The sequence below is a fragment of the Vagococcus vulneris genome (assembly GCF_003950515.1).
GTDB lineage: Bacteria > Bacillota > Bacilli > Lactobacillales > Vagococcaceae > Vagococcus > Vagococcus vulneris.
Map to the genome: position 1 here is coordinate 1 of NZ_NGJS01000022.1, position 25,597 is coordinate 25,597.

Below are 25,597 nucleotides of genomic sequence, written 5' to 3' on the forward strand. Positions count from 1 at the left end.
CTTCTTCTTTTACTTCTACTGGATAAGCAATCCTTTTAACCATAAAAAATACACCTCCGTTAAATTCATTTTACATGAATTCAACAGGGGTGTTTTTATATTTGTCTCATCTTTTGGGGTCAGTTCCGAATAACCCCGTTAGTTTTTTGTTTGTCTATTTTATAAATTGAGAGTCAATGTATCCGCACCAGCCATCATTTTTATCATATAGAGAATAAACAACTTTTCCATTGTTAAAGGTATAAGAACCATAGAGTTTATATGCTGTGTCAGTTTTTCCGTTACTGCGTTTATATTGAAGATAGATATCGTTGAATAGAGTTAAGTGATCAGCTTCCAAAGTGATTTCTTTAGCTAAACTATTGTAACGACCATTCCCTAAGCTGGTGACGTTATTTACATCGATGTAACCGCACCAATTAACATTAGTCATATCATATAAAGAATAAACTTTTTTACCGTTATCAAAAGTATATAGACCACTTACACGGTATGTTGTATTAACATTAGATGTACTGCGTTTGTATTTTAAGTAGACGTCATTATACAAATCAAGGTTCGCGTCGGATGATAAAGATACCACATCATCAACAGAAGAATATTTCCGGTTGCCATATTCTTCAACAGATTTGGCATCTACATAACCGACCCACCCATTAGTAGCAGGATCATATAGTGAATAGACGTGACGGTCACTATTAAAGGTGTACATTCCATTAACACGGTAAGCAGCTTTAGCATCGCCAGTGCCTCGTTTTGATTGAAGGTAATTGTCATTATAAAGTGTTAAATGATCAGGTAGCAAAAAGACAGTTTTATTAACACTTGAATATTGACCGGTGCCTAATTCATCAACGTCATTTGCATTAACATAGCCGTACCAAGCACCAGAGTTCATGTCGTAAAGAGAGTAAACACGTACACCGCTGGCAAAAGTATACATTCCAGTTGCTTTATAAGTTTTGCCTGCTTTGGCATTGCTGCGTTTAGCTGTTAAATAATTATCAGTGTATAAAGTTAGATTATCGGCTGATGAAAATTTAACAATTTTATCAATCCCAGTGTATGTTTGACTGCTATAGTCGTTAACGGCATTCACATTCGCATAACCAACCCAATTACCATTGTCATAAAGAGAGTAGACACGAAGACCGTTACTGAATGTATACATACCTGTTGCTTGATAAACTTTGTCAGCATTTGCGGTACCACGTTTGTGTTGAAGTGTATTGTCAGTATATAAATCTAATTGGTTGTTTTTTAATTTTATATTTTTGTTAACACCTGAATATTGACCGCTACTTAATTCAACGGCATTTGAAGCTGACACGTAGCCGTACCAACTGTTGGTAACAGAGTCATATAAAGAATAAACCTTATTACCATTGTCAAAAGTATAGATACCTGTTACGCGATAAGTTGCTGAGGCATCACCTGTACTTCTTTTTGTTTTTAAATTAATATCGTTATAAAGTGTTAAGTCTTTAGATGAAAGAGTTACCAACATGTTAGCACTAGTATAAGAATAATTATTAGAAGAAGTATTGCCTTCTTTTAAAACACGTTTAGCGAAACTTGGTTTAAATTCTGAGGTAGTTAAAACATTGTTGCGAATGCTGACATTTTTACCAGGTACGGGTGCATCGATTGATTGGTTATTACCGATATAGATGCTGACAAATGTTGTACTACCTGGAGTTCCATAAAACAATAGGTCACCTGGTTCTATGTCTGTTAAGCTGACGTCTTTGCCAAAACGTTCTTGACTTGTAGTTGGAGCTGGTAAAGACATGCCGACCGCTTTTTTGTACACATATTCAACTAATCCTGAAGCATCGAAGCTATCTGGTCCTTTGGCACCCCATTGGAATGGTTTACCTAATTGAGTCTTTGCTGTGTGGACGATTTTCGCTTGTTCGTTAGTTAGTGCTTGCTCAGCAACACTCATTGCACCAGAAGCAGAGTTGTCACTAGTTGGGATACGCATAATAAAATCAAACTGTTCTTTTGTGTAGCCAGCAGCTTGTGCTTTTTTAAATTCACTTTTTAGAAATTCTCTTGAAAGAGAAGTGTCCTCAGCTAGTTTATTAAAAAAAGTATCATCATCATCAGTTGCTGCAGCTTCCGTAGAAGCTGTTGTTTCCTCTGCTGAAAATTGTACGGTACTACTTTCCTCAGTTTGTGTTTCTGTTGTTGTGGTTTCAGCTGCTTCTTTTGTTTTCTCTGTTGAATTATCCGCTAAAACAGGTGAGCTGTAAGTTAAACCAAGTAGTACCATACTTCCTAAAATTAATTTTTTCTTTTTCATAACAAAAACTCCTTAAAGTATTTTTTAGGATAAATATTAATGAGTATATCGTAATAATTTTAACATAAATGTAACTTTTTGTTAAATAATAATCTTTTTTTTATTTTAAAAAAACTAATAACTGTTTTTTGTTTCGAAATAGGGAAATTAAAACAGTAAGTGAGGTAGTTGATTTAAGAAAAATTTGTTGCATTAGATAGTAATTTGTGTTTAAGGAAAGAAGGAATGCCTATTGAAATACCTTTTTTACAATTGGGTCCAATTATAGGAGACAATTCAATTTATAATTTCTATATTGCGCTCGTGATATCTTAAAATTGGCAGTAGAAGAAACCGGTTTTATTTAGGTAGCTGTTCAAGTTTAACTATTAATTGAATAAGAGTCATTGACTGACAAATTATTTAGGTCTGTTTCGTTATTAGGTTAGTTCTGAAGAAGTTTCATATTTAATTATTAATAGTCTGTTGGTTAATTGATCTGTTTATGTTACCGATTTACGCTCTACTCCTATTATTGATTGTTTGGTAGTGAAAGGGATCACAGTGGAAATACTGGATTATTCAATATCACGAAATTTTAGCAGACACATTGGCTATTCAATTCATCCGTACATGAGATAGCAAGAATATGGAAATTAATTTTAAAAGAGATACTGAAAAAAGCTGCGCTATTCCGGCTGTCACCAGTTCTAGTAACTTGTAATGATAGCAACAGCGTATCAGCGGATGTAGTCAGAAAAAAAGGTATCAAGAAGACGAGAGCATTGATGTTCGTCGTTATTGGATAGATATAAGTTGACGAAAAAACCTCTAGCTATTAGTTGCTAGAGGAAGGGGATATATATGACCATTAAATTTGAAGAATTTTCGTTCTAATTGGGAATGAATTAATAAATTATTAAGAAAAAAATGCAGCTATCTATTTAAGACAGCTGTATTTTTTATTATCCTTCTAAGACACGAGATAAAAATTCTTTTGTCCGTTCTTCTGTGGGATGATTAAAAATATGTTCAGGGTCGCCTTCTTCTGCAACGACACCTTGATCCATAAAGATAACACGATCAGAAACTTCCTGAGCAAATTTCATTTCGTGAGTGACAATAATCATGGTTAACCCTGTTTCTGTTAATTCACGCATGATTTTTAACACCTCACCTACCATTTCAGGATCTAAGGCTGACGTTGGTTCATCAAAGAGCATCACATCTGGATTCATTGAGATAGCGCGAGCGATAGCGACACGTTGTTTTTGACCACCAGATAATTGGGCAGGTTTTGCATGGATAAAATCCCCCATGCCTACTTTATTCAAATTATCCAGAGCAATTTTTTCTGCCTCTTCTTTAGATCGTTTTAATACTTTTATTTGACCTACCACACAATTACTCAAAATATCATGATTTTCAAATAGATTAAATTGTTGAAAAACCATCCCGACATGAGTTCGATATTTTGGTAAGTCATAGCCAGTTTCAAGAATATTTTCATTTTGGAAAAGAATTTTTCCACTAGTTGGTTCTTCTAGAAGATTGATACAACGTAAAAGTGTTGACTTACCAGAACCGGATGAACCAATGATTGTGACAATCTCACCTTTTTCGATAGATATATCAATGCCCTTTAAGACATGATTTTGTCCGTAATATTTTTGTAGATTTTGGATATTAATGAAACCCATAATTAAGCACCTCTTTCTTCTGTTTTCTGTACTTGCATTTGGTTCGCATATGACACATGAGAACCACTGTCGTTACCATCAATTCGTCGTTCAATATAGCGTAAAATCCGTGTAACGGTAAATGTCATGACAAAGTAAATAACACAAGCAACAAAGAAAGTATCAAAGAAACGGAAATTGCTTCCTGCAACAGTTTTTGCTTGGAAATACAATTCAGAAACAGCGATAACATTTAAAACAGAAGTATCTTTGATATTAATAACAAATTCATTACCGATAGCTGGTAAAGTATTTCTAAATACTTGTGGAATAACAACATTCCACATAGTCTGCGCATGTGTCATGCCGATTGCTTCAGCCGCTTCAAACTGGCCTTTGTCAACGGCATAGATGCCGCCTCGAATAATTTCAGTCATATAGGCACCGGTATTGATTGAAACGATAAATAAAGCTGCGGCCAATGGATTAATATCAATATTAAAAGCTTGTGCTGATCCATAGTAGATAACCATTGCTTGAACAATCATTGGTGTTCCACGAAACACTTCAATATAGATAGAAAAGATAATATTTAATAAGCTATTAAAAAATCGTGCCAATTTATTGACTGGTTTTTTAAGTGTTCTGAACACTCCGATAGCTAATCCGATTGTTGTTCCGAGAACAGTACCCACTAAAGAAATTAAAAGTGTTGTCCCAGCACCACGCAGAAAAGCTTTGCCGTTTTCACGTGCAATTTTAATAACCCAAGGTTCCTTATTTTTTTTATTTGCCACCCCGACAATTTTATCTGAATCAGCGGTACTAGCAGAGTCAGCGGTTGCTTCTTCTTCGGTAGCGTTAGGTTGTTGACTGATTGCTTGGTCCATCAATTTTGTACGTTCGTCAAGTGAAATAGTTTTAAGTAATTGATTGATTTTAGATTTATTAGGATCTCCTTTTCTCAAACCAATGGCAATTGCGGTGTCATCAGGAGATGTCTTAAATCCTTTATTATCTGCAAATTCAATCATTTTAAATTTAGGGTTTAATGTTTGTGCGGTAATCCCTTCAGGCCGTTCGGTTACATAGCCGTCAATTTTTCCAGATTCTAATGCTACGCGCATTGCTGGAAAATTATCCATCGCTGTCTGTTTTTGAACGCCTGGAATTTGATCAATAACTGAGTAATGGAATGTATTTAATTGTCCAGTAATTTTAGCACCTTTGAAATCATCTAAGCTTGTAGCATTTTTATAGTTTCCTTCGCTATTAATCAGCATGACAAGGTTAGATGTGTAGTAAACATCTGTAAAATCGATAGTCTTTTTTCGTTCTGCGGTAGGGGACATTCCCGCAATAATTGCATCAATTTTTCCAGAAGTTAAGGCTGGTGCTAACCCGTCCCATTCGGTTTTGAAGATGACAAGTTTTTTACCTAGATCATCAGCAATTTTTTGTGCCATTTTCACATCATAACCGCCAGCATAGTCTTTCGATCCTTGTATTTTGATGGCACCGTTGCTGTCATCATTTTGTGTCCAGTTGAATGGGGGATAACCAGCCTCCATTCCGACGACAAACTCATCACTTGCAGCAAAACTCATCCTTCCAAATGTAAAAAGTCCGCCTAAAAATAATAAAAGTGTCAGTAGTATTCTTATTAATTGTTTTTGTCTAAACATGCTCATTAGATATCCTCTTTCCCTTTTTTAGTAACAAAAAAAGAAGCAATGTGCGTACACACCATTGCTTCTCAGAAGTAATCAGTTTAAATTAAAATCTTACGATAATAATCGATTAATTCTCTAGCGCAACTCAGTGACGACTGAGACAGTGTTATAGCTGTTCACCATAACCCCAACATTAATGAGTAAGGACTCAATTAACATTTCGGCGATTTTCCCTCATTATTTACGTCAGCATTTCCTTAAACTCAGTAAATAGTCTTGATAATCGCAACCTCTAGATTTTCTTGTTCTTTATTATGTTGTTCATTGTAGCATGAAAAAATTTAAATGTCATGTTATTTATGAAAAACTTTGAAAAAACTATGGTAGGAGATGGAGAGTTCCAAAAAATTATCGTACAATAAAAGTACAAATAAATTGAAGGAGGATGCACAGTGAGTCAAGAAGTAAATAATCTGATTAAAAATAGTCAGCATTTAGTTTTTATGACGGGGGCAGGTGTCTCTGTACCTTCGGGAATTCCTGATTATCGTTCAATGACAGGGGTTTATCGGGGTATCGAAAATCCAGAGTATTTGTTAAGTCATCGTTGCTTGGTTGACGAACCAGAGAAATTTTATGACTTTGTTAAACAATTGTATCATCCAACTGCAGTACCGAATATTATCCATAAAAAAATGGCGGAATTAGCACGAGACAAAGACGTCACTGTTATTTCGCAGAATATCGATGGACTCCATAAAAAGGCCGGTAGTCCTAAGGTAGTTAATTTCCACGGTAGTCTGTATGATTGTTATTGTCAGAAATGCAGACGCCATGTACCGGTCAACGAGTATCTTGAGTCGACTATTCATAAGGGGTGTGGCGGTATTATCCGGCCGAATGTGGTTTTATATGAAGAGGGACTGACAGAATCAGCTATCTCAGATTCTGTCAGAGCTATTGAAGAAGCCGATGTGATTGTGATTGTCGGGACCTCGCTAAAAGTCTATCCTTTCAGCGGTTTGGTTAATTACCGTCGTTCGACTTGTCGTGTCATTATTGTTAATAAAGAAAAGGTGCCGTTTAATGGGGATCATTTTATGATTGAAGAGCCAGCGGAGTCATTTTTTAAGCAGCTTTAATAATTATATACTTTAAGGTAGGGGGAAAGTTAGATGTTAAAAGATCAGCGGGATAAAATTGATGCAATTGATCTAGAACTAGTTAGATTACTTGAAAGGAGATACAGCTGTGTGGCAGAGATAATCGAAAAAAAAAAGAAGCACCAATTACCTATTTTGGATGAAGAGCGTGAGATTGAAGTCATTCAGAAAATTAAAAATGGTGTGACAGTTTCAGAGTATGAAGATCCCATCGTTGAGTCCATGCAGATGATTATGGATATTTCTAAAAGTTATCAGGCAAAAAAATAATTTAGAGAAAATTGGATGAGCATCTGACCAATATTATTTAGAAATTAGGTGCTATTATTTTTTTATTCATGTTGGGTTATGCGAAGATATTTTAGAGTACAGGCATACTGTGAATATAATTTTAAGAAAGTTAATAAGTGGGGAAGGATTACAAGGGATAAACTAATTATTAATGCAAATAACAGACAGAGATCGAATAGCTTTATAAAAAATTTAGAATAAGATTTTAGAAGAGATTGGTTCTGTTCAAGAATGATTTGCTTTAAGAGAGGATGAATAAGTATGTCTCAATATTTTTTATGAGAATATTACAATAATTATAAGATAAAAAATTCATCAATTGAAGTTAACTAAATGGATAAAAAAAGCTGATTCTCAATTTGAGAATCAGCTTTTTCTTATTTTTAAAATACAATGACTGGAATACCAGTACCAACTGTTTCAAACAATTGTTTCATAACACCCGGAGGTGTATTTATACACCCGTGAGAACCAACAGTTTTAAATGAATCTCCGCCGTAAGCACCCGCATTTTGCCAAGGTGAGTCATGAATACCAACACCAGTCCAATCAATTGGCATCCAGTAATCCACTGGGCTGGCATAATCTTCACCTCGTAATATAGCGTTTCGTTCTTTATTCCATACATAAAATACACCTGCAGGAGTTGGGGTACTAGGTTTTCCTGTGATTACAGCAGTATCTAAAACTACTTTCCCATCTTGGTATAACCACATATGTTGATTTTCTAAATCAACTTCAATATAAGTATTCCCGATTAAAGGTGAAGCTGGTGATGCACTACCTTGGAATAGTGGTACACGATCAACGATGTCTTTGTCAGCTAATAGCAGTTTTTTTAGTGCTTTGGCTTCAGCACTAGCGTTGATTGTCCAGCTATAAGCACCAGCAGGAACAGTCACTTCACCGCGTTTTGTGCTTTTGAATTTTGACGGGTTTTTACTAGTATTGTATTTATTTCCTAACTCAGTGACATAGTTTTGAATAGCATCTTGGTTAAAATCGACTTTGTCGTTGGTGTAGGTAACCCAAGAGGAAACAATGTCTTTTGGTACCACTATTTTTTCACCGTTAATTGAGTAAGAAATATTCTTCTCTGATAGCTCTTTAACTTTAGCTAAACTATCATCTAGACCCTTATCAGTGGAAGTTAGTGTCGGTTTTTTTATGAAGGTTTCAAGGTCAATGCTAGATTTTCCTTTTTCAATATCTTGTTTGATAGCCGCAACAGCTTTGTCAACATCAATATCGTCGCCTTGTACTTCTTCTACAATGGAAAAATTACCATCTTTAACTTCTATTGATGCATTTTTTGTCGGTGTCTTTGATTTATTTAACTCTTCAATTTTTTCTTTAACACCTACCATCTTTTCATCCAAGGCTTTCTGATTTAAGTCGGTTGATTCAATCGCATAGACTGTATTACTGGATGAAAGATAGTTCATAAACCACAGCCATGGATTCTGTTGGTTCATCTGGTGGGTCACTGTTTTATCAATATCGTAAGAAATTCCTAAGTCACTCTTGGGAATGTTTTCCACAATTTGATTATTATCTATAATTTTAAATTCTTGCGTTTTTAAATGGGTTGCTAATTCTCTTTTTGCTTCGTTTTCGGTTAGCCGTCCAACGTCGACGTTACCAATAGTAGTATTATTAAAAAAGTGATTCTGATAAACAGCTACTTGATAACCATAAAAAATAATTAAACCAACCAAAATAGCAGTAGGGAACACTAACCACGTTTTTGATTTCATCTAAGAACTCCTTCTCCAAACATTTTAGTACCGATATTGTAACATATATTGTAATAAAAACAAACGTTATCGCTTACTTCGTCTTTTTCTAGACGATACCAAGAGATGATTAGCAAAAGGTGTATAAAAAAGAGATTTTGACAGACGCCTGCCAAAATCTCCCTTTATTGTATTCATTGCCAGACACTGTGCATTAAAAATAATCAATCATTTAGTCTAGTTCATCAAATGCTTTGTCCATAACTTCTTTTAATTTTGCTGCAGAATAGGCAAATTTTTCATTTTCTGAATCTGTCAGTGGTATTTCAACAATACTTTCAATACCATTAGCATTAATGACAGCAGGTGCACCAATATACATATCTTTTAAGCCATATTGGCCTTCTAAGTAGACAGATAGCGGTAGGACAGCATTTTCATCGTTTAAAATTGCTTTTGTGATACGAGCAAGTGCAACTGCGATACCGTAGAATGTTGCCCCTTTTTTATTAATAATAGTATAGGCGGCATCGCGTACTTTAAAGAAGATATTCTCTAACTCTTCTTCATCTACTTCTGGTTGATTAGCTACCCAATCAGTAATTTTAAGACCGGCAATATTAGCCTGTGACCAAGCAGGAAATTCAGTGTCCCCATGTTCGCCTAAAATATAAGCATGGACATTACGTGCATCGACACCAACAAGTTCAGAAATTGTTTGACGGAAACGAGCTGTGTCCAGAGATGTTCCACTGCCGATGACTTTGTGTTTAGGGAATCCAGAGAATTTCCAAGTAGCATATGTCAAAATATCAACTGGATTACTTGCTACTAAAAAGATTCCGTCAAATCCTGATTTAACAATATCACCAATAATCCCTTTAAATATTTTTAAATTTTTATTTACTAGGTCTAAGCGAGTTTCTCCAGGTTTTTGAGCAGCACCTGCGGTAATGACAACCAAATCAGCATCAGCACAATCAGAATATTGTGCGGCATAGATTTTTTTGGGTGAAGTAAAAGCTAAGGCGTGTGATAAATCAAGTGCATCTCCTTCAGCTTTTTCGACAGCAATATCAATGATTCCTATTTCTTGTGCGATATTTTGAGTTACCAAAGAAAAGGCATAACTTGAGCCGACAGCTCCGTTACCAATAATAATAATTTTTTGATGTTTAGAGTCTTTAGATGACATAATGTTATTCGCTCCTTTAATCTATATTGTTTTATTAATTATATCATTCACAAATGAAACTGTCACTGGTAAAATTGTTGAAAATACCAATATGTTTACAAAAGCGTTTTATATGTGACTTTTTAGGCAGATATTATTATTAATATCGCTATTTTAATGAAAATTAAAGTTACTTTCCTTTTTTTACATAACATATGTGAAAATCATATCCATAATTTGTGGAGTAATTTTAGGTAAGTAGTAGAATTTTTTTTTGAAAAATGCCATAATTATAAGGAAATCTAGGCATCTGAAGATGATGTGTAGATATTTTGACGTTGCATATAAAAATAATGATTGGGGTCGTAGAAGTGAAGTTAATAGTAGGACTAGGAAACCCCGGTGCTAAATATCGGGGAACTAAACATAATATTGGTTTTATCACGTTAGATGAATTGGCCTATCGTGAAAATATTTCGTTTAACAAAACACAATTTGAAGCGGACACTGCAGAATTTTTTCATAAGGGTGAGAAAATTATTTTGGCGAAACCGCTGACCTTTATGAATGAGTCAGGACGGTCAATCAGACCGTTAATGACATATTTTAATATTCCTTTAGAAAATGTTCTGGTTATATATGATGATTTGGATCTGCCTATTGGGAAGATAAGGTTACGGCCAAAAGGCAGTGCTGGCGGACATAATGGAATTAAAAGTCTAATCAGTCATTTTGGTACGCAAGAGTTTAACCGGATTAAAGTCGGCATCGATCGACCAAGCCGGTCAAAAGAAGTGGTTTCGTATGTTTTAAGCACTTTTCCTAAAGCAGTACACGAAGATATGCTGAGCTCAGTTAATTCAGCAGTTGATGCAGTTCAATTTTGGATAGACGGTCATACATTTGCCGATACTATGAATCATTATAATAGTAAAAATTAGTCATGAACCGGTTAGTTAAAGAAAGAAGAGGATAGAATGTATCAGAATCAAGGACTGATGGGACAGTTAATTAAAAGCCCGCAGATTTCGGAGTGGCTGCAGGAAACTGCTCGACCTGTGAATCAATTAATTACCGGGCTGTCTGGTTCGGCTAAAAGTCTATTAATGGCTGCACTTGGTGAACAGCGAAAAGTATTGGTTGTTGCCCCTAACTTGTATCATGCGACACGATTAGTCGATGATTTACAGCATATTGTTGATGAAAAATATCTGCATTTTTTTCCCGTCGATGAAGTAACGGCTGTTGAGATGTCATTTGCTTCACCCGAAGCAAGGTCAGAGTGTCTTAACACATTATCATTTTTAACAACAAATCAGCCAGGAATAGTAGTAACATCACTTGCCGGTTTTAGACGCTTTTTACCAAGCCCTGAGTTATTTCGCGAGAGTACACTAATAATAGAAGAAACTGGTAATTTAGATTTAGTTAGACTTCCTGAGAGCTTAGTTTTACTAGGTTATGAGCGGCAGCAAATGATTGGAAAGCCTGGTGAATTCAGTATCAGGGGCAGCATTATCGATATTTACCCTTTAACTAGCGATTATCCGATTCGAATTGAATTATTTGATGACGAAGTTGAATCACTGCGTTATTTTGATATCGAGACACAACGTTCATTAGAAACGATAAAAAGTGCGTCAATTACACCAGCTAGTCTTGATGTATATACGAAGGATCAATTGGTTCAAGGTGCAGAAACATTGCAAGAGCTTGTGGCACAAAAGTTGCCTTTAATTGATAACGAAGCCAAGTCATTACTGTCTTCCTATAGTGAATACCTAACTAGCGAGTGGAGTCAAGGTCATCCTACAGACGAAATAAATATGTACGCAGACATTTTGTATGATCATAAATATTTTCTAGGTAGCTATTTTACTGAACGAGATACTGTAGTGATTGATGATTATAGTCGATTAGCCGAGGCTGAACGAGAGTTATTACGTGAAGAAGCCGAGTGGATTACGATGAAGATGGAAGAAAATGTTTTATTTAACACCGAGACGCTTGGTGGCGATTTCCGGACGATAATCAAAGGGTTAAAACAAAGTAAGACGTACTTTTCACTATTTCAAAAAGGAATGGGCAATCTCAGGTTTCAAGCAATTTATCCGTTTCAATACCGGCCAATGCAGCAATTTTTTGGTCAGATGGGATTATTAAAGACGGAGCTCGATCGTTGGAGTAAACAAGGGCAAACAGTTGTGATTCTTGCCGAATCACGTGAACGCGCCAAAATTTTAGAAAAACTAATGATTGATTTAGAGGTTTCAGTTGTTGTATCAGATAATGAAGATTTATTACTGGGGCAAACACAAATACAGGTTGGACAACTGGACTCGGGATTCGAATTACCTGAAGAAAAATTAGTAGTTATCGTTGAAAAGGAAATTTTGCATGTTCAATCAAAAAAACGCGCACGTAAGCAGACCGTATCGAATGCTGAGCGGTTGAAAGATTACAATGAACTGAAACCTGGTGATTATGTTGTTCATATGAATCATGGGATTGGACAGTACGTGGGTATGGAAACACTATATAGCGGCGGTGTTCATCAGGATTATATGACAATAATTTATCGAAATAATGATAAATTATTTATCCCGGTAACGCAGTTAGATATGATTCAAAAATATGTTTCATCTGAGTCTAAGACACCAAAGGTCAACAAACTTGGTGGTGCCGAGTGGACAAAAACCAAACGAAAAGTATCTGCCAGAGTTGAAGATATAGCAGATGATTTAATTAAATTATACGCAGAACGTGAGGCAGAAAAAGGATATGCTTTTTCACCGGATGATGATTATCAGCGTGAATTTGATTATGCCTTCCCTTATTCTGAAACAGATGATCAATTGAGAAGTATTCAGGAGATTAAGCGGGATATGGAACGTGAACGTCCGATGGATCGTTTGCTTGTGGGAGATGTTGGTTACGGTAAGACTGAAGTCGCTCTTCGTGCAGCATTTAAAGCGGTACGAGATGGCAAGCAGGTCGCAATTTTAGTGCCGACAACTATTCTGGCACAACAGCACTATGAAACAATGCGAGATCGTTTTGCTGACTTTCCGGTAAATGTCGGATTGTTAAGTCGTTTTAGAACCAAAAAACAGCAAAATGAAACGATTGTCGATTTAAAAAAAGGTACAATTGATATTGTTGTTGGTACGCACCGAGTCCTTTCTAAAGATATTGAGTTTTTTGATTTGGGTCTATTGATTATTGATGAAGAACAGCGATTTGGTGTTAAACATAAGGAACGTTTGAAACAGCTGAAATCGCAAGTTGATGTGTTGACACTAACAGCTACACCGATTCCACGAACGTTACATATGTCTATGTTGGGTGTACGTGATTTATCTGTAATTGAAACACCTCCTGCCAATAGATACCCGGTTCAAACGTACGTAATGGAAAAGAACCTTGCAGCAGTTCGAGAGGCATGCGAACGAGAGTTGGCACGCGGAGGTCAAGTTTTTTATTTATATAATCGAGTCGATACTATTGAACAAAAGGTTGAAGAGATTCAAGCAGTGGTACCGGAAGCAAGAATTGCGTATGCACACGGACAATTAACAGAAGTTCAATTGGAAAATGTATTAATGGATTTTATCAACCGAGAATATGATATTTTAGTCACTACAACTATCATTGAGACGGGGGTCGATATTCCCAACGTCAACACTTTATTTGTCGAAAATGCTGATCATATGGGCTTGTCGCAACTGTATCAATTAAGAGGTAGAGTTGGCCGGAGTAATAGAGTAGCTTATGCTTACTTTATGTACGAGGCACAGAAGATATTAAATGAAGTAAGTGAGAAAAGATTGCAGGCGATTAAAGATTTTACGGAACTAGGTTCTGGCTTTAAAATAGCAATGCGTGATTTATCCATTAGAGGTGCAGGCAATTTATTGGGGTCACAACAGCATGGATTTATTGATTCGGTTGGTTTTGATATGTACACTCAAATGTTGAATGAGGCTGTTAATCGGAAGCAAGGTAAAAACAATAAAGATACGAAGACAATGACTGAAATCGATTTGGGAATAGATGCATATATACCAGATACTTATATTGAAGACGAACGTCAGAAAATTGAAATTTACAAGCGGATTCGTCAATTAGATCATCAAGAGATGTTTGATGAACTGGAAAGTGATTTGCTAGATCGGTTTGGTGAATATCCTGATGAGGTAGCTAATCTATTGACTATCGGATTGATTAAAATGAATGCCGATTTTGCTTTAGTTGATAAAATTCAAAAACACGGTCAAACTGTGACGGTCACGTTAAGCAAAGAAGGAAGCTATATTTATAATGTTGAACAGTTATTTAAAGCATTATCAGCGACGGGATTAAAAGCAGATCTTGATCCAAATGACGGCAGTATGCAAGTGAAGTTAAAGTTAGATAGACAAATGGCAGATGCTGTTTGGTTGCAAGAAGTTTCTCAATTTATCGCCGCTTTAAGAGAAGAAAAATATGAAAAGATAAGTGATTCTAATGGAAAATAAATCATCGTCTTTAGAGAAAAAGATGTTGCGAGGGACATTAATATTAACAGTAACATCATTTGTTGTTAAAGTCCTTAGTGCTGTATACCGAGTTCCTTTTCAGAATTTAGTTGGTGATGAAGGGTTTTATGTGTATCAGCAAGTGTACCCGCTTTATGGTATCGCCATGACTTTTGCTTTGTCGGGCCTGCCAATCTATTTATCAAAGTTGATTGCCGGCAGTCAAGACGCTGCGGAGCAGCAGTTGATTATTTCGAAGTTTTTGACCGTAGTGGGTTGTCTATCAGTTCTGTCTTTTACGTTGATTTATTTTGGTTCGGGAATTATTGCAATTGCAATGGGCGATACTGCTCTTCGTCCTGTGATTCAAGCAGTATCTCTGGTGTTTTTAATTATTCCTTTTATTTCTTTATATCGTGGTTATTATCAAGGGTTGATGGAAATGAAACCGACGGCAATTTCTCAATTAGTTGAGCAAAGTATCAGAGTATTAATTATTTTAGTAGCGGGATATTTATTTCTGAAATTATCTTTATCTGTTTATCAAACAGGGACAATTGCTATGTGGGGTGCTGTCTTTGGTAGTATATCCGGCTTGGCTACTTTAGTTTATTATAGTTTCAAAAAAAAAGTACACTTTTCATGGTTAAAGGTCCGAGTATTAGTAGATAAAACTTTTACTAGAAAACTTTTAACTCAAGGTGGTATTCTTTGTGTGTTTAGTGCTTACTTAATTTTATTTCAATTGATTGATTCTTTTTCAGTACTCCATGCTTTGCGGATGAACGGATTGTCGGATTTGTCAGCAAAAATTGCAAAAGGCGTTTATGATCGAGGGCAACCACTCGTGCAGGTAGGGCTAGTAGTAGCAGTCTCGATGACAGCTACATTTTTACCTTTGCTTACCCGGTACTATATTGAGAATAATCGACAAAGGTACGATGCAACAGTTCAATCTTATTTAAAAATATCACGAGTTGTATCTAGTGCAGCGGCAATTGGCTTGGCTTTGATTTTACCTTACATTAATCAAGCTTTGTTTAACGAAAATGAGGGGCAATTGACGTTGGAAATATTTGTACTATCAATCTTTTTTGTCTCAATGATTCAGTCATATCAAACTATTTATCAAAGTCAAAATAGGGTAAAGCACCAGTTTATTTCAGCAGTTTCAGGGTTAGTGGTTAAGTTACTGACAACTGATTGGTTAACGTCTGATTTTGGAACATTAGGAGCAAGCGTTAGTACATTATTAGGTCTTGCTGTGTGTTTGGTCATGTTTCATCTCCATTTACATCAATTAGTAAAAAAGAGTAATGAATCTACACGTGCTACAGCCAAATTGCTGTTAAGTTTAGGCATAATGACTGGATCTTTGCTTATATACCGCTGGGTAATTTCTTTATTTGTTTTACATAGTCGGACTCTTGCATTGTTTCTGGCATTATTAGGCGTTATGATTGGTGTAGGCAGTTATCTTACGTGTTTAATTAAATTAGCAGTGTTGAATCACTCCGAATGGCTGATGTTGCCGTTGGGAGACAAGGTGGTTAAACAATTTAAATTATAAAAAGAGGGTGTCAGTATGCGTTTAGACAAATTTTTAAAAGTATCACGGATAATTAAACGACGAACAGTAGCAAAAGAATTCGCTGATAAAGGCCGTATTCAAGTGAACAATCAATTAGCGAAGTCATCAACTAATGTCAAAGTCGGCGATACAATCAAATTGTTATTTGGTAATAAAACACTTGAAGTCAAAGTGTTGGATTTAAAGGATACAACGAAAAAAGATGAAGCAAAAGATCTGTTCGAAATTATTAGTGAGACCTTTGAAGCAGGTTACGAAAAATTAGATTAAAAATAGACAAGCGTAATGTAAATTGGTATAATTAATTATCTATGAAAAGCGATTGGGGTTTTAAAATTAATGAAGAAACAAAAGTTATTAACGAACAAAAAGGATGAAAAGTTAGACTTGGCAGTTCAACCATTATCTGAATTGACAACAAGCACTAACGGTATGTTATTTAAACGACGTCGTTTAGCGATTATGTTTGTTATTGCATTTGCTGTCTTCACAATAATTGGTTTCAATTTATTTAAGAATAGCCAACGTTTATTATCCTTACAAGATACGAAAGTAGAAGTTGTCAAGGAAAATGAAAAGGTCATGGACAATAAAGAGGATTTAGAGCATGAAGTAAATTTACTTCATGATTCTGATTACGTGGCAAAAATTGCCCGGTCGAAATACTTCTACTCTAAAGAAGGGGAACAGGTCTATAGTATCCCCGAATTAAATAGCTCTAACCAAACTAGTGGTAACAAATAAAAATATAGTTAAAAAGAAGGTTCAAGGAGGAAATAATTTTTTATGTCAATTGAAGTAGGGGTAAAACTACCTGGAAAAGTTTCAGGAATTACCAATTTTGGGGCATTTGTTGAGTTGGAAAACGGTAAAACAGGGTTAGTTCACATCAGTGAAGTATCAAATAGCTTTGTAAAAGACATCAATGACGTATTAAAGGTCGGAGATGCTGTAGAAGTTAAAGTTATGTCTGTTGGCGATGATGGGAAAATTGGTTTATCAATTAAACGTGCAAATGAAGAAGCACGACCAGAAAGAACAGAACGTAAGAAAGAATTTAAAAAGGATTTCAAACGTCAGCCTAATCACGGCAAGTCAGATAGAGGGTCTAATTCAAACTATCGAAAACCAACAGCACCACCTAAAAAGGAAAGCTTCGATACCTTAATGAGCTCATTCTTAAAAGATAGCGATGATCGATTAAGTTCATTGAAACGCAATACTGAAGGTAAGCGCGGCGGACGCGGCGGACGCCGTAATTAATAAATCACAAAAGGATAAGGAAACTTATCCTTTTTCTTTTTAGCAATTAATTTAGGAGATTATGCAATGAATGTGGTAGAAGAAATTATCAAACAAAACGAACAATTTCAATGGTGGTCAAGTGAAACAAAGGTTCTAGCAGCAATATCAGGTGGAGTGGATTCTATGGTTCTGCTAGACGCTATGTTGGCACTTCCAGCAGATATTAGACCTATTCTGGGAGTGGTTCATATTAATCATAAACAACGAATTGAGTCAGATATTGAAGCAAAAACCGTTCAAAAAATTTGTAAAGATCATAATATTCCTTGCTATACTTATGAATGGCAAGCAGGACAAGCGGTCACTAGCAATTTTGAAATGACAGCACGCAATATCCGGTATCAATTTATTGAAAAAGTAATGCAAAGTGGGCAGTATAATAGTGTCTTGACCGCACACCATCAGGATGATCAAGCAGAAACCATTTTTATGAGACTATTGAAAGGTAATCGTCTGCCTTATTTAGCCGGTATTCATTCGGAGCGTAAGTTTGGAACCGGGAAGTTAATTCGTCCGCTGCTGACCTTGACGAAACAAGAGTTATACCAATATGCAACTGAACAGCGACTGGTCTTTTATGAAGATAGTTCAAATCAGTCGCACCACTATTTGCGTAATCGTATTCGATTAGATTATTTGCCGAAATTAGAGACTGAGAATCCCAAGTTTAAACAACGTCTTGTGATGTTAGGAGAAGAAGTTAATCAATATTTTACGGTACTTGAGTATCTGTTGCAACCTGTTTACCGAGAAACAGTTTGTACGGAGAATGGCAAATGGCAAATTAATCTGACGGTGCTTTCTGGTCAAATTCCAGCTGTTCAGCAATTGGTAATTCAACAAATTATCAGAGAGATTATTAATCAAACAGGTCTTAATATCACGCAAAATCTTGAAAACGACATTCAACAGTTGGTACAAGGAAATTTGCCCAATCAGTTCATCTTATTACCGAATGATTGGATTTGCCAGCGGATGTATGAAAAAGTTGAAATTTACCAAAAAAAGTCACAAGTTTCTATCAAATCTTCATCATTTAGTGTTAAACTGAAATCTGGAATACGCTTAAGCCAGGATGAATGGTTGGGATTTTTTCCGATATCAGATGTGACGATACCGGAAAAATATAAGGATTGGCAGCAATTGACAACAGCGGTTTCCTGTTCTTCGGGACAGCAATTGACCGTCCGCCGCCGGAAATCAGGTGATCGAATAATATTTAATGAGCAAGGGCAGACGAAGAAAGTATCACGTTATTTTATCGACCAGAAAATTCCCGCCGAACAGCGAGAATCAAGCTGGGTTGTTACCGATGACAAAGATCAAGTAATTTGGCTGATCCCATTCAAGGAATCTTATTTGAGTATTCAGTCTGAAACTGATAAAATACACTATAAGCTTATCTACTGTTATCGGTAGGCCAAGCAAGTTTGGAAGGAGAACCTAATGTTAGAAAAAGACATAGAAAAAGTATTTTACTCGCAAGAACAATTGAATGAGCGAGTGACTGCTCTAGGTAATGAAATTAGTGCAGACTACGAAGGGAAGAACCCTTTAATCGTGGGTGTATTAAAAGGTGCTGTGCCATTTTTAGCTGATTTAACTCGTGCCATCAATATTCATTTAGAAATGGATTTTATGGATGTGTCTAGTTATGGAAATGCCACTGTTTCGTCAGGAGAAGTCAGGATTTTAAAAGACTTAGACACTAATGTAGAAGGGCGTCATATTATCTTGGTAGAAGACATTATCGATAGCGGACGTACGTTGAAATATCTAGTTGACCTGTTGAAACATCGTAAAGCAGCTTCAGTTAAAATCGTAACAATGCTTGATAAACCAGAAGGTCGTGTCGTTGATATGGAAGCTGACTATGTTGGTTTTGATGTACCTAACGAATTCGTCGTTGGATATGGATTAGATTATGCTGAAAATTACCGTAATCTGCCATATATCGGTGTACTTAAGCCGGAAATATATGAAAATGCTTAAATAAAAACTAAATAACCGATTGTGAGATTATATCTACTACAAATCGAATAGACAAAGGAGGACATGTATGAATAAGAAGAATTCAGGCATGAAGAATTCCCTTTATTATATCATTGTATTTTTATCAATGATTATGATTGTGTATTTCTTTTTTGGCCAAGGTGGAGATCAGTCTCCTAATATCAATTATTCGACATTCTATCAACAATTAAAAGATGATAAAGTCAAAGAATTCACGGTACAACCAGCAAATGGTGTTTATAAAATAACCGGAGAATATTATGACGATCAAAAAGTTGCAGATGCTGGCGGTTTACCAGTATTCGGCAGTACAAAAGTGAAATCGAAACGTTTTACGACGATGGTTTTACCAAATGATTCAACTATCGGTAATATTACCGATATAGCTAAAGAAGGTAAAACGAAATTTGTCGTTAAAGAACAGTCCAGTAGTGGTATGTGGATGTCTATTTTACTCAGTTTATTACCGATGGTTTTCTTTATTTTCCTATTCTACATGATGATGGGGCAAGGCGGACAAGGCGGTGGCAATGGTCGTGTGATGAATTTTGGTAAAACGAAAACAAAAGAAGCTGACAAAAAATCAATCAAAGTACGCTTTTCTGACGTGGCTGGTGCTGAAGAAGAGAAACAAGAACTGGTTGAAGTGGTCGAGTTTCTTAAAGATCCGCGCCGATTTGCAGCTCTAGGTGCGCGTATTCCAGCAGGAGTCTTATTAGAAGGTCCTCCAGGAACAGGTAAAACATTGTTAGCGAAAGCTGTTGCCGGAGAAGCTGGCGTACCGTTCTTCTCAATTTCAGGTTCGGACTTTGTAGAAATGTTTGTCGGTGTCGGTGCTAGCCGTGTACGTGACTTGTTTGAGAACGCTAAAAAAGCTGCGCCAGCCATTATCTTCATTGATGAAATTGATGCCGTTGGTCGTCAGCGTGGTGCTGGTATGGGTGGCGGACATGATGAACGTGAGCAAACGCTGAATCAGTTATTGGTAGAGATGGATGGATTTAGCGGTAATGAAGGTGTTATCGTCATTGCTGCAACGAACCGTTCAGATGTACTCGATCCAGCTTTATTACGTCCAGGTCGTTTTGACCGTCAAATTCTAGTCGGTGCACCTGACGTTAAAGGTCGTGAACAAATTCTTAAAGTTCATTCACGTAACAAACCGTTAGCGGATGACGTTGACTTGAAAGTTGTTGCACAACAGACACCAGGCTTTGCCGGTGCTGATTTGGAAAATGTCTTGAACGAAGCTGCTTTAGTTGCTGCTCGTCGCAATAAACAAAAAATTGATGCTTCTGATATTGATGAAGCACAAGACCGTGTCATTGCTGGTCCGGCTAAGAAAGATCGTGCTATCAGTAAACAAGAACGCGATATGGTTGCTTATCATGAAGCTGGTCATACAATTTGCGGGTTAGTATTAAATGATGCACGTGTCGTTCATAAGGTAACGATTGTTCCTCGTGGACGTGCCGGAGGTTATATGATTGCTTTACCTAAAGAAGACCGTTTCTTAATGACTAAGACAGAAATGTTTGAACAAATTGTTGGATTGCTTGGTGGACGTGTTGCAGAAGAAATTATTTTCGACTCTCAGTCTACCGGAGCAAGTAACGACTTTGAACAAGCTACACGTTTAGCTCGTGCAATGGTCACTGAATATGGTATGAGTGATGCTTTAGGGCCAGTACAATATGAAGGAAATCATCAAGTATTTGTAGGTCGCGACTATGGTCAGACTAAAGCATATTCTGAACAAGTGGCTTACAAGATTGATGAAGAGATCCGCAAAATTTTAGTTAGTGCCCATCAAAAAGCACATGAAATTATTGAAGCTCATCGAGCTCAACATAAATTAATCGCTGAAGCATTATTACAGTATGAAACATTGGACGCTCGTGCAATTAAATCATTGTTTGAAGATGGCGTGATGCCTGCAGATGCTATTAAGGAAGAATACCCTAGCGAAAAAGCAGCATCATTTGAAGAATCTAAAGAAGCTTTGGAAAAGAAAGATGCTGAAAAACAAGTATCCGAAAAAGAAGAGTCAGCTGAAGATTCAAAAGAAGTTCATGTAGAAGATGACAAATTGGAACATGACTTCGAAAAAACCTCAGAAGAAGTGAAAAAGGAAGAGAAAGACGATTCTGAGTAAAAAGATTTGTGAAAACAGATAAAGATACGTTATGATAAGTGGGATATACGAAAGTATAACCCACTTTTTTATGTAATGAATACAAGTAAAGGAATGATAACAAATGGAAGATTATTTAGTGAAAGCATTATGTTACAATGGTGAAATTCGAGCAATGGCTGTACGTTCAACAAATGCTGTTGCCGAAGCCCAACAGCGACATGATACATGGCGTGCGGCTACAGCTGCATTAGGACGTACCATGAGTGCCTCTTTAATGTTGGGTGCAATGCATAAAAATGATGAGAAATTAACCGTTAAAATACAAGGCAATGGACCAGTTGGTGCGATTGTCATTGATGCAGACGCAAAAGGAAACGTAAAAGGGTATGTTAAAAATCCTCAAGTAAATTTGCCTGCGAACGCTTTAGGAAAAATTGATGTTCGTGGGGCAGTAGGTACTGAAGGTACGTTAACAGTTATCAAAGATTTAGGCTTGAAAGAACCTTTTACTGGTCAGGTACCGCTTGTTTCAGGTGAACTTGCAGAAGACTTTACGTATTATTTGGCTAATTCCGAACAAGTACCATCTGCTGTCGGCTTGAGCGTCTTAGTGGATAATGAAAATGAAGATCAAGTAAAAGCAGCTGGCGGTTTTATGATTCAAGTTATGCCGGGTGCTTCAGAAGCAACAATTGCAGATATTGAAAAACGTATTGCAGATATTCCAATGGTGTCTAAGTTATTAGATGCAGGAGAAACACCGGAAAATATCTTGTATCGTTTGTTAGGTGAAGAAAATGTCAAGATTTTAGAAACGATGCCAGTCCAATTTTATTGTAATTGTTCCAAGGGACGTTTTGCTTCGGCCATGGTAACGTTGGGTGAAAGTGAATTAGAGCAAATGATTAAAGAAGATGATGGTGCTGAAGCAGTTTGTCATTTTTGCGGTGAGAAGTATTTTTACAGCGTTGCTGAGTTGACTGAATTGATTGAACAGGCGAAAAATTAGGAGGCAACAATTTTGTGGAAAATAGGTAATGTAGAAATACCTAATCGTGTCGTGGTGGCACCAATGGCTGGAATTACTAATTCAGCATTTCGAGTGACCGTGAAAGAATTCGGTGCAGGATTGGTCGTCTGTGAAATGATTAGTGATAAAGGTATTCAGCAGCGGAATAAAAAAACATTGGATATGCTGTACATTGATGAAACAGAACATCCGTTGAGTTTACAGATTTTTGGCGGCAATAAAGAAAATCTGGTTGAAGCAGCGCAATTCGTCGAAGAGCATACGACAGCCGACATAATTGATATAAATATGGGATGTCCAGTTAACAAAATTATTAAAGCTGAAGCTGGAGCAAGGTGGCTATTAGATCCTAATAAGGTGTATGAAATGGTCGAGGCTGTTTCTCAGTCAGTCAGTATTCCGGTCACTGTTAAAATGCGGATTGGTTGGGACGATGAACACGTTTTCGCAGTTGAAAATGCACAAGCTGCACAAAGCGCAGGTGCAGCAGCTATTGCCATGCATGGTAGGACACGCGTTCAGATGTATGAGGGCAAGGCGAATTGGGATGTGTTGCGAGAAGTAAAAAAAAATTTGGTTATTCCGTTTATGGGTAATGGCGATGTACGTACGCCGGAAGACGCTAAACGAATGTTGGATTATGTTGGTTGTGACGGTGTTATGATTGGTCGTGCCGCTCTGGGAAATCCATGGATGGTTTATCGTACAAATCATTATTTGGAAACAGGTGAGTTGTTGGGCGAGCCACATCCCTCTGATAAGATTGAGACCGCTAAACTTCATTTGCGTCGCTTGATTATTTTGAAAAATGAAAAAATCGGCGTACTGGAGTTTCGACAACATGCAGCATATTATTTAAAAGGTGCACCGCGAGCAGCTAAAGTCAAAGCTGCAATCAATAAAGCTACGACTGAATCAGAGATGTTGACAATCTTTGATGAATATATAGTGCATCTGTCAGCTAAGGGGATTATTGAAGAATAAAATCAATAAAAAGGCAAATCAACCTTGCCTTTTTTTGTTTTAATGTGGCATTATAGAATGGAAAGTGGTCATAATAATTTTTAGGAGGAAGTCGCGTGTCGAAAGAAATACAAGGTCATGAAGAAATGAATGATCAATTAATCGTAAGAAGAGAAAAGTTGGCAGAAATGCGTGAAAAAGGTTTAGATCCATTTGGAACCCGGTTTGAACGTACTGCTGACTCAAAAGAATTGCATGAACTGTATAATGATAAAACAAAAGAAGAATTACAAGAATTAGGATTAACAGCTACTGTAGCTGGTCGTATTATGACTAAACGCGGAAAAGGCAAAGTAGGGTTTGCTCATTTACAAGATCGTGAAGGTCAAATACAAATATATGTGCGAAAAGATGCTGTAGGTGAAGAAGAATACGATTTATTTAAACATGCAGATCTAGGTGATTTTATTGGTGTGACAGGGGAAATCATGAAGACAGATACCGGTGAAGTCACTATTAAACCGACAACTTTAACCTTTTTATCTAAAGCGCTAAGACCGTTGCCAGATAAATATCACGGTTTAACTAATGTTGAACAAAAATATCGACAACGTTACTTGGATTTGATTAGTAACAAGGATAGTTTTGATCGTTTTGTAAAACGCAGTGAAATTATTCGTGAAGTTAGGAACTATTTGAATGAACAAGGTTATCTTGAAGTTGAGACGCCAACTCTGCACAACATTGCCGGAGGAGCTTCAGCACGTCCGTTTATCACTCATCATAATGCGTTAGATATTGATTTATATTTACGTATTGCTCTAGAACTTCACTTGAAACGTTTGATTGTCGGTGGAATGGAGAAAGTTTACGAAATTGGCCGTGTTTTCCGTAATGAAGGAATTGATACAACACACAATCCAGAATTTACTATGTTGGAAGTGTACACAGCTTACACAGATTATAAAGATATTATGGATTTGACTGAAGGGATTATTACGACTGTTGCTGAACGAGTTTTAGGAACTTTAGAAATCACATATGGGGATCATCAATTAGATTTAAAGAGTCCTTGGAAACGCGTGCATATGGTTGATGCAATCAAAGAAGTTACAGGTGTTGATTTTTGGAAAGAAATGACAGATGAAGAAGCGCGTGAAATTGCTAAGGAACATAAGTTGAATTTAGAAGGTCATATGGATTATGGGCATGTTGTTAACGAGTTCTTTGAAGAATTTGTTGAGCGTACACTAATTCAACCGACATTTGTATATGGACATCCTGTTTCTATTTCACCATTGGCTAAAAAGAATCCGGAAGATCCACGATTTACAGACCGGTTTGAGGTATTCATTGTTGGCAATGAATACGGTAATGCTTTTACAGAGCTAAATGATCCTCTTGATCAAAGAGAACGCTTTGAAGCACAGATGCGTGAAAAAGATTTAGGAAATGATGAGGCTCAAGGAATTGATGAAGACTTTATTGAAGCTTTAGAATATGGTATGCCACCCACAGGGGGTCTGGGTATAGGGATAGACCGTTTAGTAATGTTGTTGACAAACGCTCAATCAATCAGAGATGTCTTGTTATTTCCAACGATGAGATAGTTAATTCTGAAAAGCATAAATTTTTTTTAATTTATGCTTTTCTTTTTTTTGTTTGTGTGGTATATTTATTTACGTTGCTCCGAGAGGTAAGTGACAAGTCAATAATGTTTTTAAAATTTAAAATAAATTTTAAAAAACATTTGACAAAGACAAGCAAGTTTGATATTATATAAAAGTTGCTACGGTAACTTAAAGCAAAAAGATTTAGACCTTTGAAAACTGAACAAAGTAAGACAAACCAAATGTGTAGGGCGTTTTTACGAAAGTAAAAACAAACCATATTTAGTGAATAACAATTCGCTAGCAAGTTTTAAATTAATGAGCTAAACATCGCAAGATGTTATCATACTTTTATTGAGAGTTTGATCCTGGCTCAGGACGAACGCTGGCGGCGTGCCTAATACATGCAAGTCGAACGCATTTCTTTT

The 25,597-nt window shown here is 36.5% G+C and carries 19 protein-coding genes, 1 rRNA gene and 1 riboswitch; of the genes, 15 read left to right on the forward strand and 5 right to left on the reverse strand.

The window, feature by feature from the left end:
* Nucleotides 1-154: 154 nt before the first annotated feature.
* From CBF37_RS10540 to CBF37_RS10550, 3 genes are all read right to left on the reverse strand, one after another.
* Complete coding sequence (locus CBF37_RS10540) at nucleotides 155-2,308, reverse strand: C40 family peptidase (RefSeq protein WP_125984723.1); 2,154 nt, start codon at nucleotides 2,306-2,308, stop codon at nucleotides 155-157.
* Nucleotides 2,309-3,252: 944 nt separating this feature from the next.
* On the reverse strand, nucleotides 3,253-3,987 hold the full coding sequence (locus CBF37_RS10545) for an amino acid ABC transporter ATP-binding protein (RefSeq protein ID WP_165866705.1): 735 nt from the start codon (nucleotides 3,985-3,987) through the stop codon (nucleotides 3,253-3,255).
* A gap of 2 nt (nucleotides 3,988-3,989) precedes the next feature.
* Nucleotides 3,990-5,657: an ABC transporter permease subunit gene (locus CBF37_RS10550; RefSeq protein WP_125984725.1), complete on the reverse strand. Its 1,668-nt coding sequence runs from the start codon at nucleotides 5,655-5,657 to the stop codon at nucleotides 3,990-3,992.
* 110 nt (nucleotides 5,658-5,767) lie between these two features.
* Nucleotides 5,768-5,942, reverse strand: a riboswitch (Lysine riboswitch).
* A 149-nt stretch (nucleotides 5,943-6,091) separates the two neighbouring features.
* On the opposite strand from CBF37_RS10550, the gene CBF37_RS10555 reads away from it, so the two are divergent.
* Together CBF37_RS10555 and CBF37_RS10560 are read left to right on the forward strand one after the other, a co-directional pair.
* On the forward strand, nucleotides 6,092-6,781 hold the full coding sequence (locus CBF37_RS10555) for an NAD-dependent protein deacylase (RefSeq protein WP_206168065.1): 690 nt from the start codon (nucleotides 6,092-6,094) through the stop codon (nucleotides 6,779-6,781).
* Between the two features lie 33 nt (nucleotides 6,782-6,814).
* A complete protein-coding gene (locus CBF37_RS10560) occupies nucleotides 6,815-7,072 on the forward strand; it encodes a chorismate mutase (RefSeq protein ID WP_125984726.1) in 258 nt (85 codons plus the stop codon).
* A 404-nt stretch (nucleotides 7,073-7,476) separates the two neighbouring features.
* Here the strand turns inward: CBF37_RS10560 and CBF37_RS10565 are convergent, their stop codons facing one another.
* Together CBF37_RS10565 and CBF37_RS10570 are read right to left on the reverse strand one after the other, a co-directional pair.
* Nucleotides 7,477-8,850 (reverse strand): L,D-transpeptidase family protein, encoded by a 1,374-nt coding sequence (locus CBF37_RS10565; RefSeq protein WP_125984727.1) that lies wholly within the window; start codon nucleotides 8,848-8,850, stop codon nucleotides 7,477-7,479.
* Nucleotides 8,851-9,061: 211 nt separating this feature from the next.
* Nucleotides 9,062-10,024, reverse strand: a complete 963-nt coding sequence (locus CBF37_RS10570) for an L-lactate dehydrogenase (protein ID WP_125984728.1) — start codon at nucleotides 10,022-10,024, stop codon at nucleotides 9,062-9,064.
* 350 nt (nucleotides 10,025-10,374) lie between these two features.
* Here CBF37_RS10570 and pth point away from each other — a divergent pair, with 350 nt between their 5' ends.
* The 13 genes from pth to CBF37_RS10635 all read left to right on the forward strand — a co-directional run.
* The gene (pth, locus tag CBF37_RS10575) at nucleotides 10,375-10,944 is read left to right on the forward strand and encodes an aminoacyl-tRNA hydrolase (RefSeq protein WP_125984729.1); all 570 of its coding nucleotides are present in this window, start codon (nucleotides 10,375-10,377) and stop codon (nucleotides 10,942-10,944) included.
* A 36-nt stretch (nucleotides 10,945-10,980) separates the two neighbouring features.
* Nucleotides 10,981-14,520, forward strand: coding sequence for a transcription-repair coupling factor (gene mfd, locus CBF37_RS10580; RefSeq protein WP_165866706.1), 3,540 nt, complete (start codon nucleotides 10,981-10,983; stop codon nucleotides 14,518-14,520).
* A complete protein-coding gene (locus CBF37_RS10585; protein WP_125984730.1) occupies nucleotides 14,510-16,090 on the forward strand; it encodes a putative polysaccharide biosynthesis protein in 1,581 nt (526 codons plus the stop codon). The genes mfd and CBF37_RS10585 overlap by 11 nt, the downstream gene beginning before the upstream one ends.
* 15 nt (nucleotides 16,091-16,105) lie before the next feature.
* Nucleotides 16,106-16,381 carry an RNA-binding S4 domain-containing protein gene (locus tag CBF37_RS10590; protein WP_125984731.1) on the forward strand — a complete coding sequence of 92 codons (276 nt, stop codon included), beginning with the start codon at nucleotides 16,106-16,108 and terminating at the stop codon, nucleotides 16,379-16,381.
* A gap of 69 nt (nucleotides 16,382-16,450) precedes the next feature.
* A complete protein-coding gene (locus CBF37_RS10595) occupies nucleotides 16,451-16,855 on the forward strand; it encodes an FtsB family cell division protein (RefSeq protein ID WP_125984732.1) in 405 nt (134 codons plus the stop codon).
* Nucleotides 16,856-16,897: 42 nt separating this feature from the next.
* The gene (locus CBF37_RS10600; protein ID WP_125984733.1) at nucleotides 16,898-17,374 is read left to right on the forward strand and encodes a S1 domain-containing RNA-binding protein; all 477 of its coding nucleotides are present in this window, start codon (nucleotides 16,898-16,900) and stop codon (nucleotides 17,372-17,374) included.
* 66 nt (nucleotides 17,375-17,440) lie between these two features.
* Nucleotides 17,441-18,835, forward strand: coding sequence for a tRNA lysidine(34) synthetase TilS (gene tilS / locus CBF37_RS10605; RefSeq protein ID WP_125984734.1), 1,395 nt, complete (start codon nucleotides 17,441-17,443; stop codon nucleotides 18,833-18,835).
* A 27-nt stretch (nucleotides 18,836-18,862) separates the two neighbouring features.
* Nucleotides 18,863-19,408, forward strand: a complete 546-nt coding sequence (gene hpt / locus CBF37_RS10610; RefSeq protein ID WP_125984735.1) for a hypoxanthine phosphoribosyltransferase — start codon at nucleotides 18,863-18,865, stop codon at nucleotides 19,406-19,408.
* A gap of 67 nt (nucleotides 19,409-19,475) precedes the next feature.
* The gene (gene ftsH / locus CBF37_RS10615; protein ID WP_125984736.1) at nucleotides 19,476-21,584 is read left to right on the forward strand and encodes an ATP-dependent zinc metalloprotease FtsH; all 2,109 of its coding nucleotides are present in this window, start codon (nucleotides 19,476-19,478) and stop codon (nucleotides 21,582-21,584) included.
* A 103-nt stretch (nucleotides 21,585-21,687) separates the two neighbouring features.
* Nucleotides 21,688-22,575: an Hsp33 family molecular chaperone HslO gene (hslO, locus tag CBF37_RS10620; protein ID WP_125984737.1), complete on the forward strand. Its 888-nt coding sequence runs from the start codon at nucleotides 21,688-21,690 to the stop codon at nucleotides 22,573-22,575.
* A 63-nt stretch (nucleotides 22,576-22,638) separates the two neighbouring features.
* Nucleotides 22,639-23,580: a tRNA dihydrouridine synthase DusB gene (gene dusB, locus CBF37_RS10625; protein WP_240626708.1), complete on the forward strand. Its 942-nt coding sequence runs from the start codon at nucleotides 22,639-22,641 to the stop codon at nucleotides 23,578-23,580.
* A 125-nt stretch (nucleotides 23,581-23,705) separates the two neighbouring features.
* Nucleotides 23,706-25,169, forward strand: coding sequence for a lysine--tRNA ligase (gene lysS / locus CBF37_RS10630; RefSeq protein ID WP_420824175.1), 1,464 nt, complete (start codon nucleotides 23,706-23,708; stop codon nucleotides 25,167-25,169).
* Nucleotides 25,170-25,519: 350 nt separating this feature from the next.
* A 16S ribosomal RNA gene (locus tag CBF37_RS10635) occupies nucleotides 25,520-25,597 on the forward strand; the annotation flags it as partial.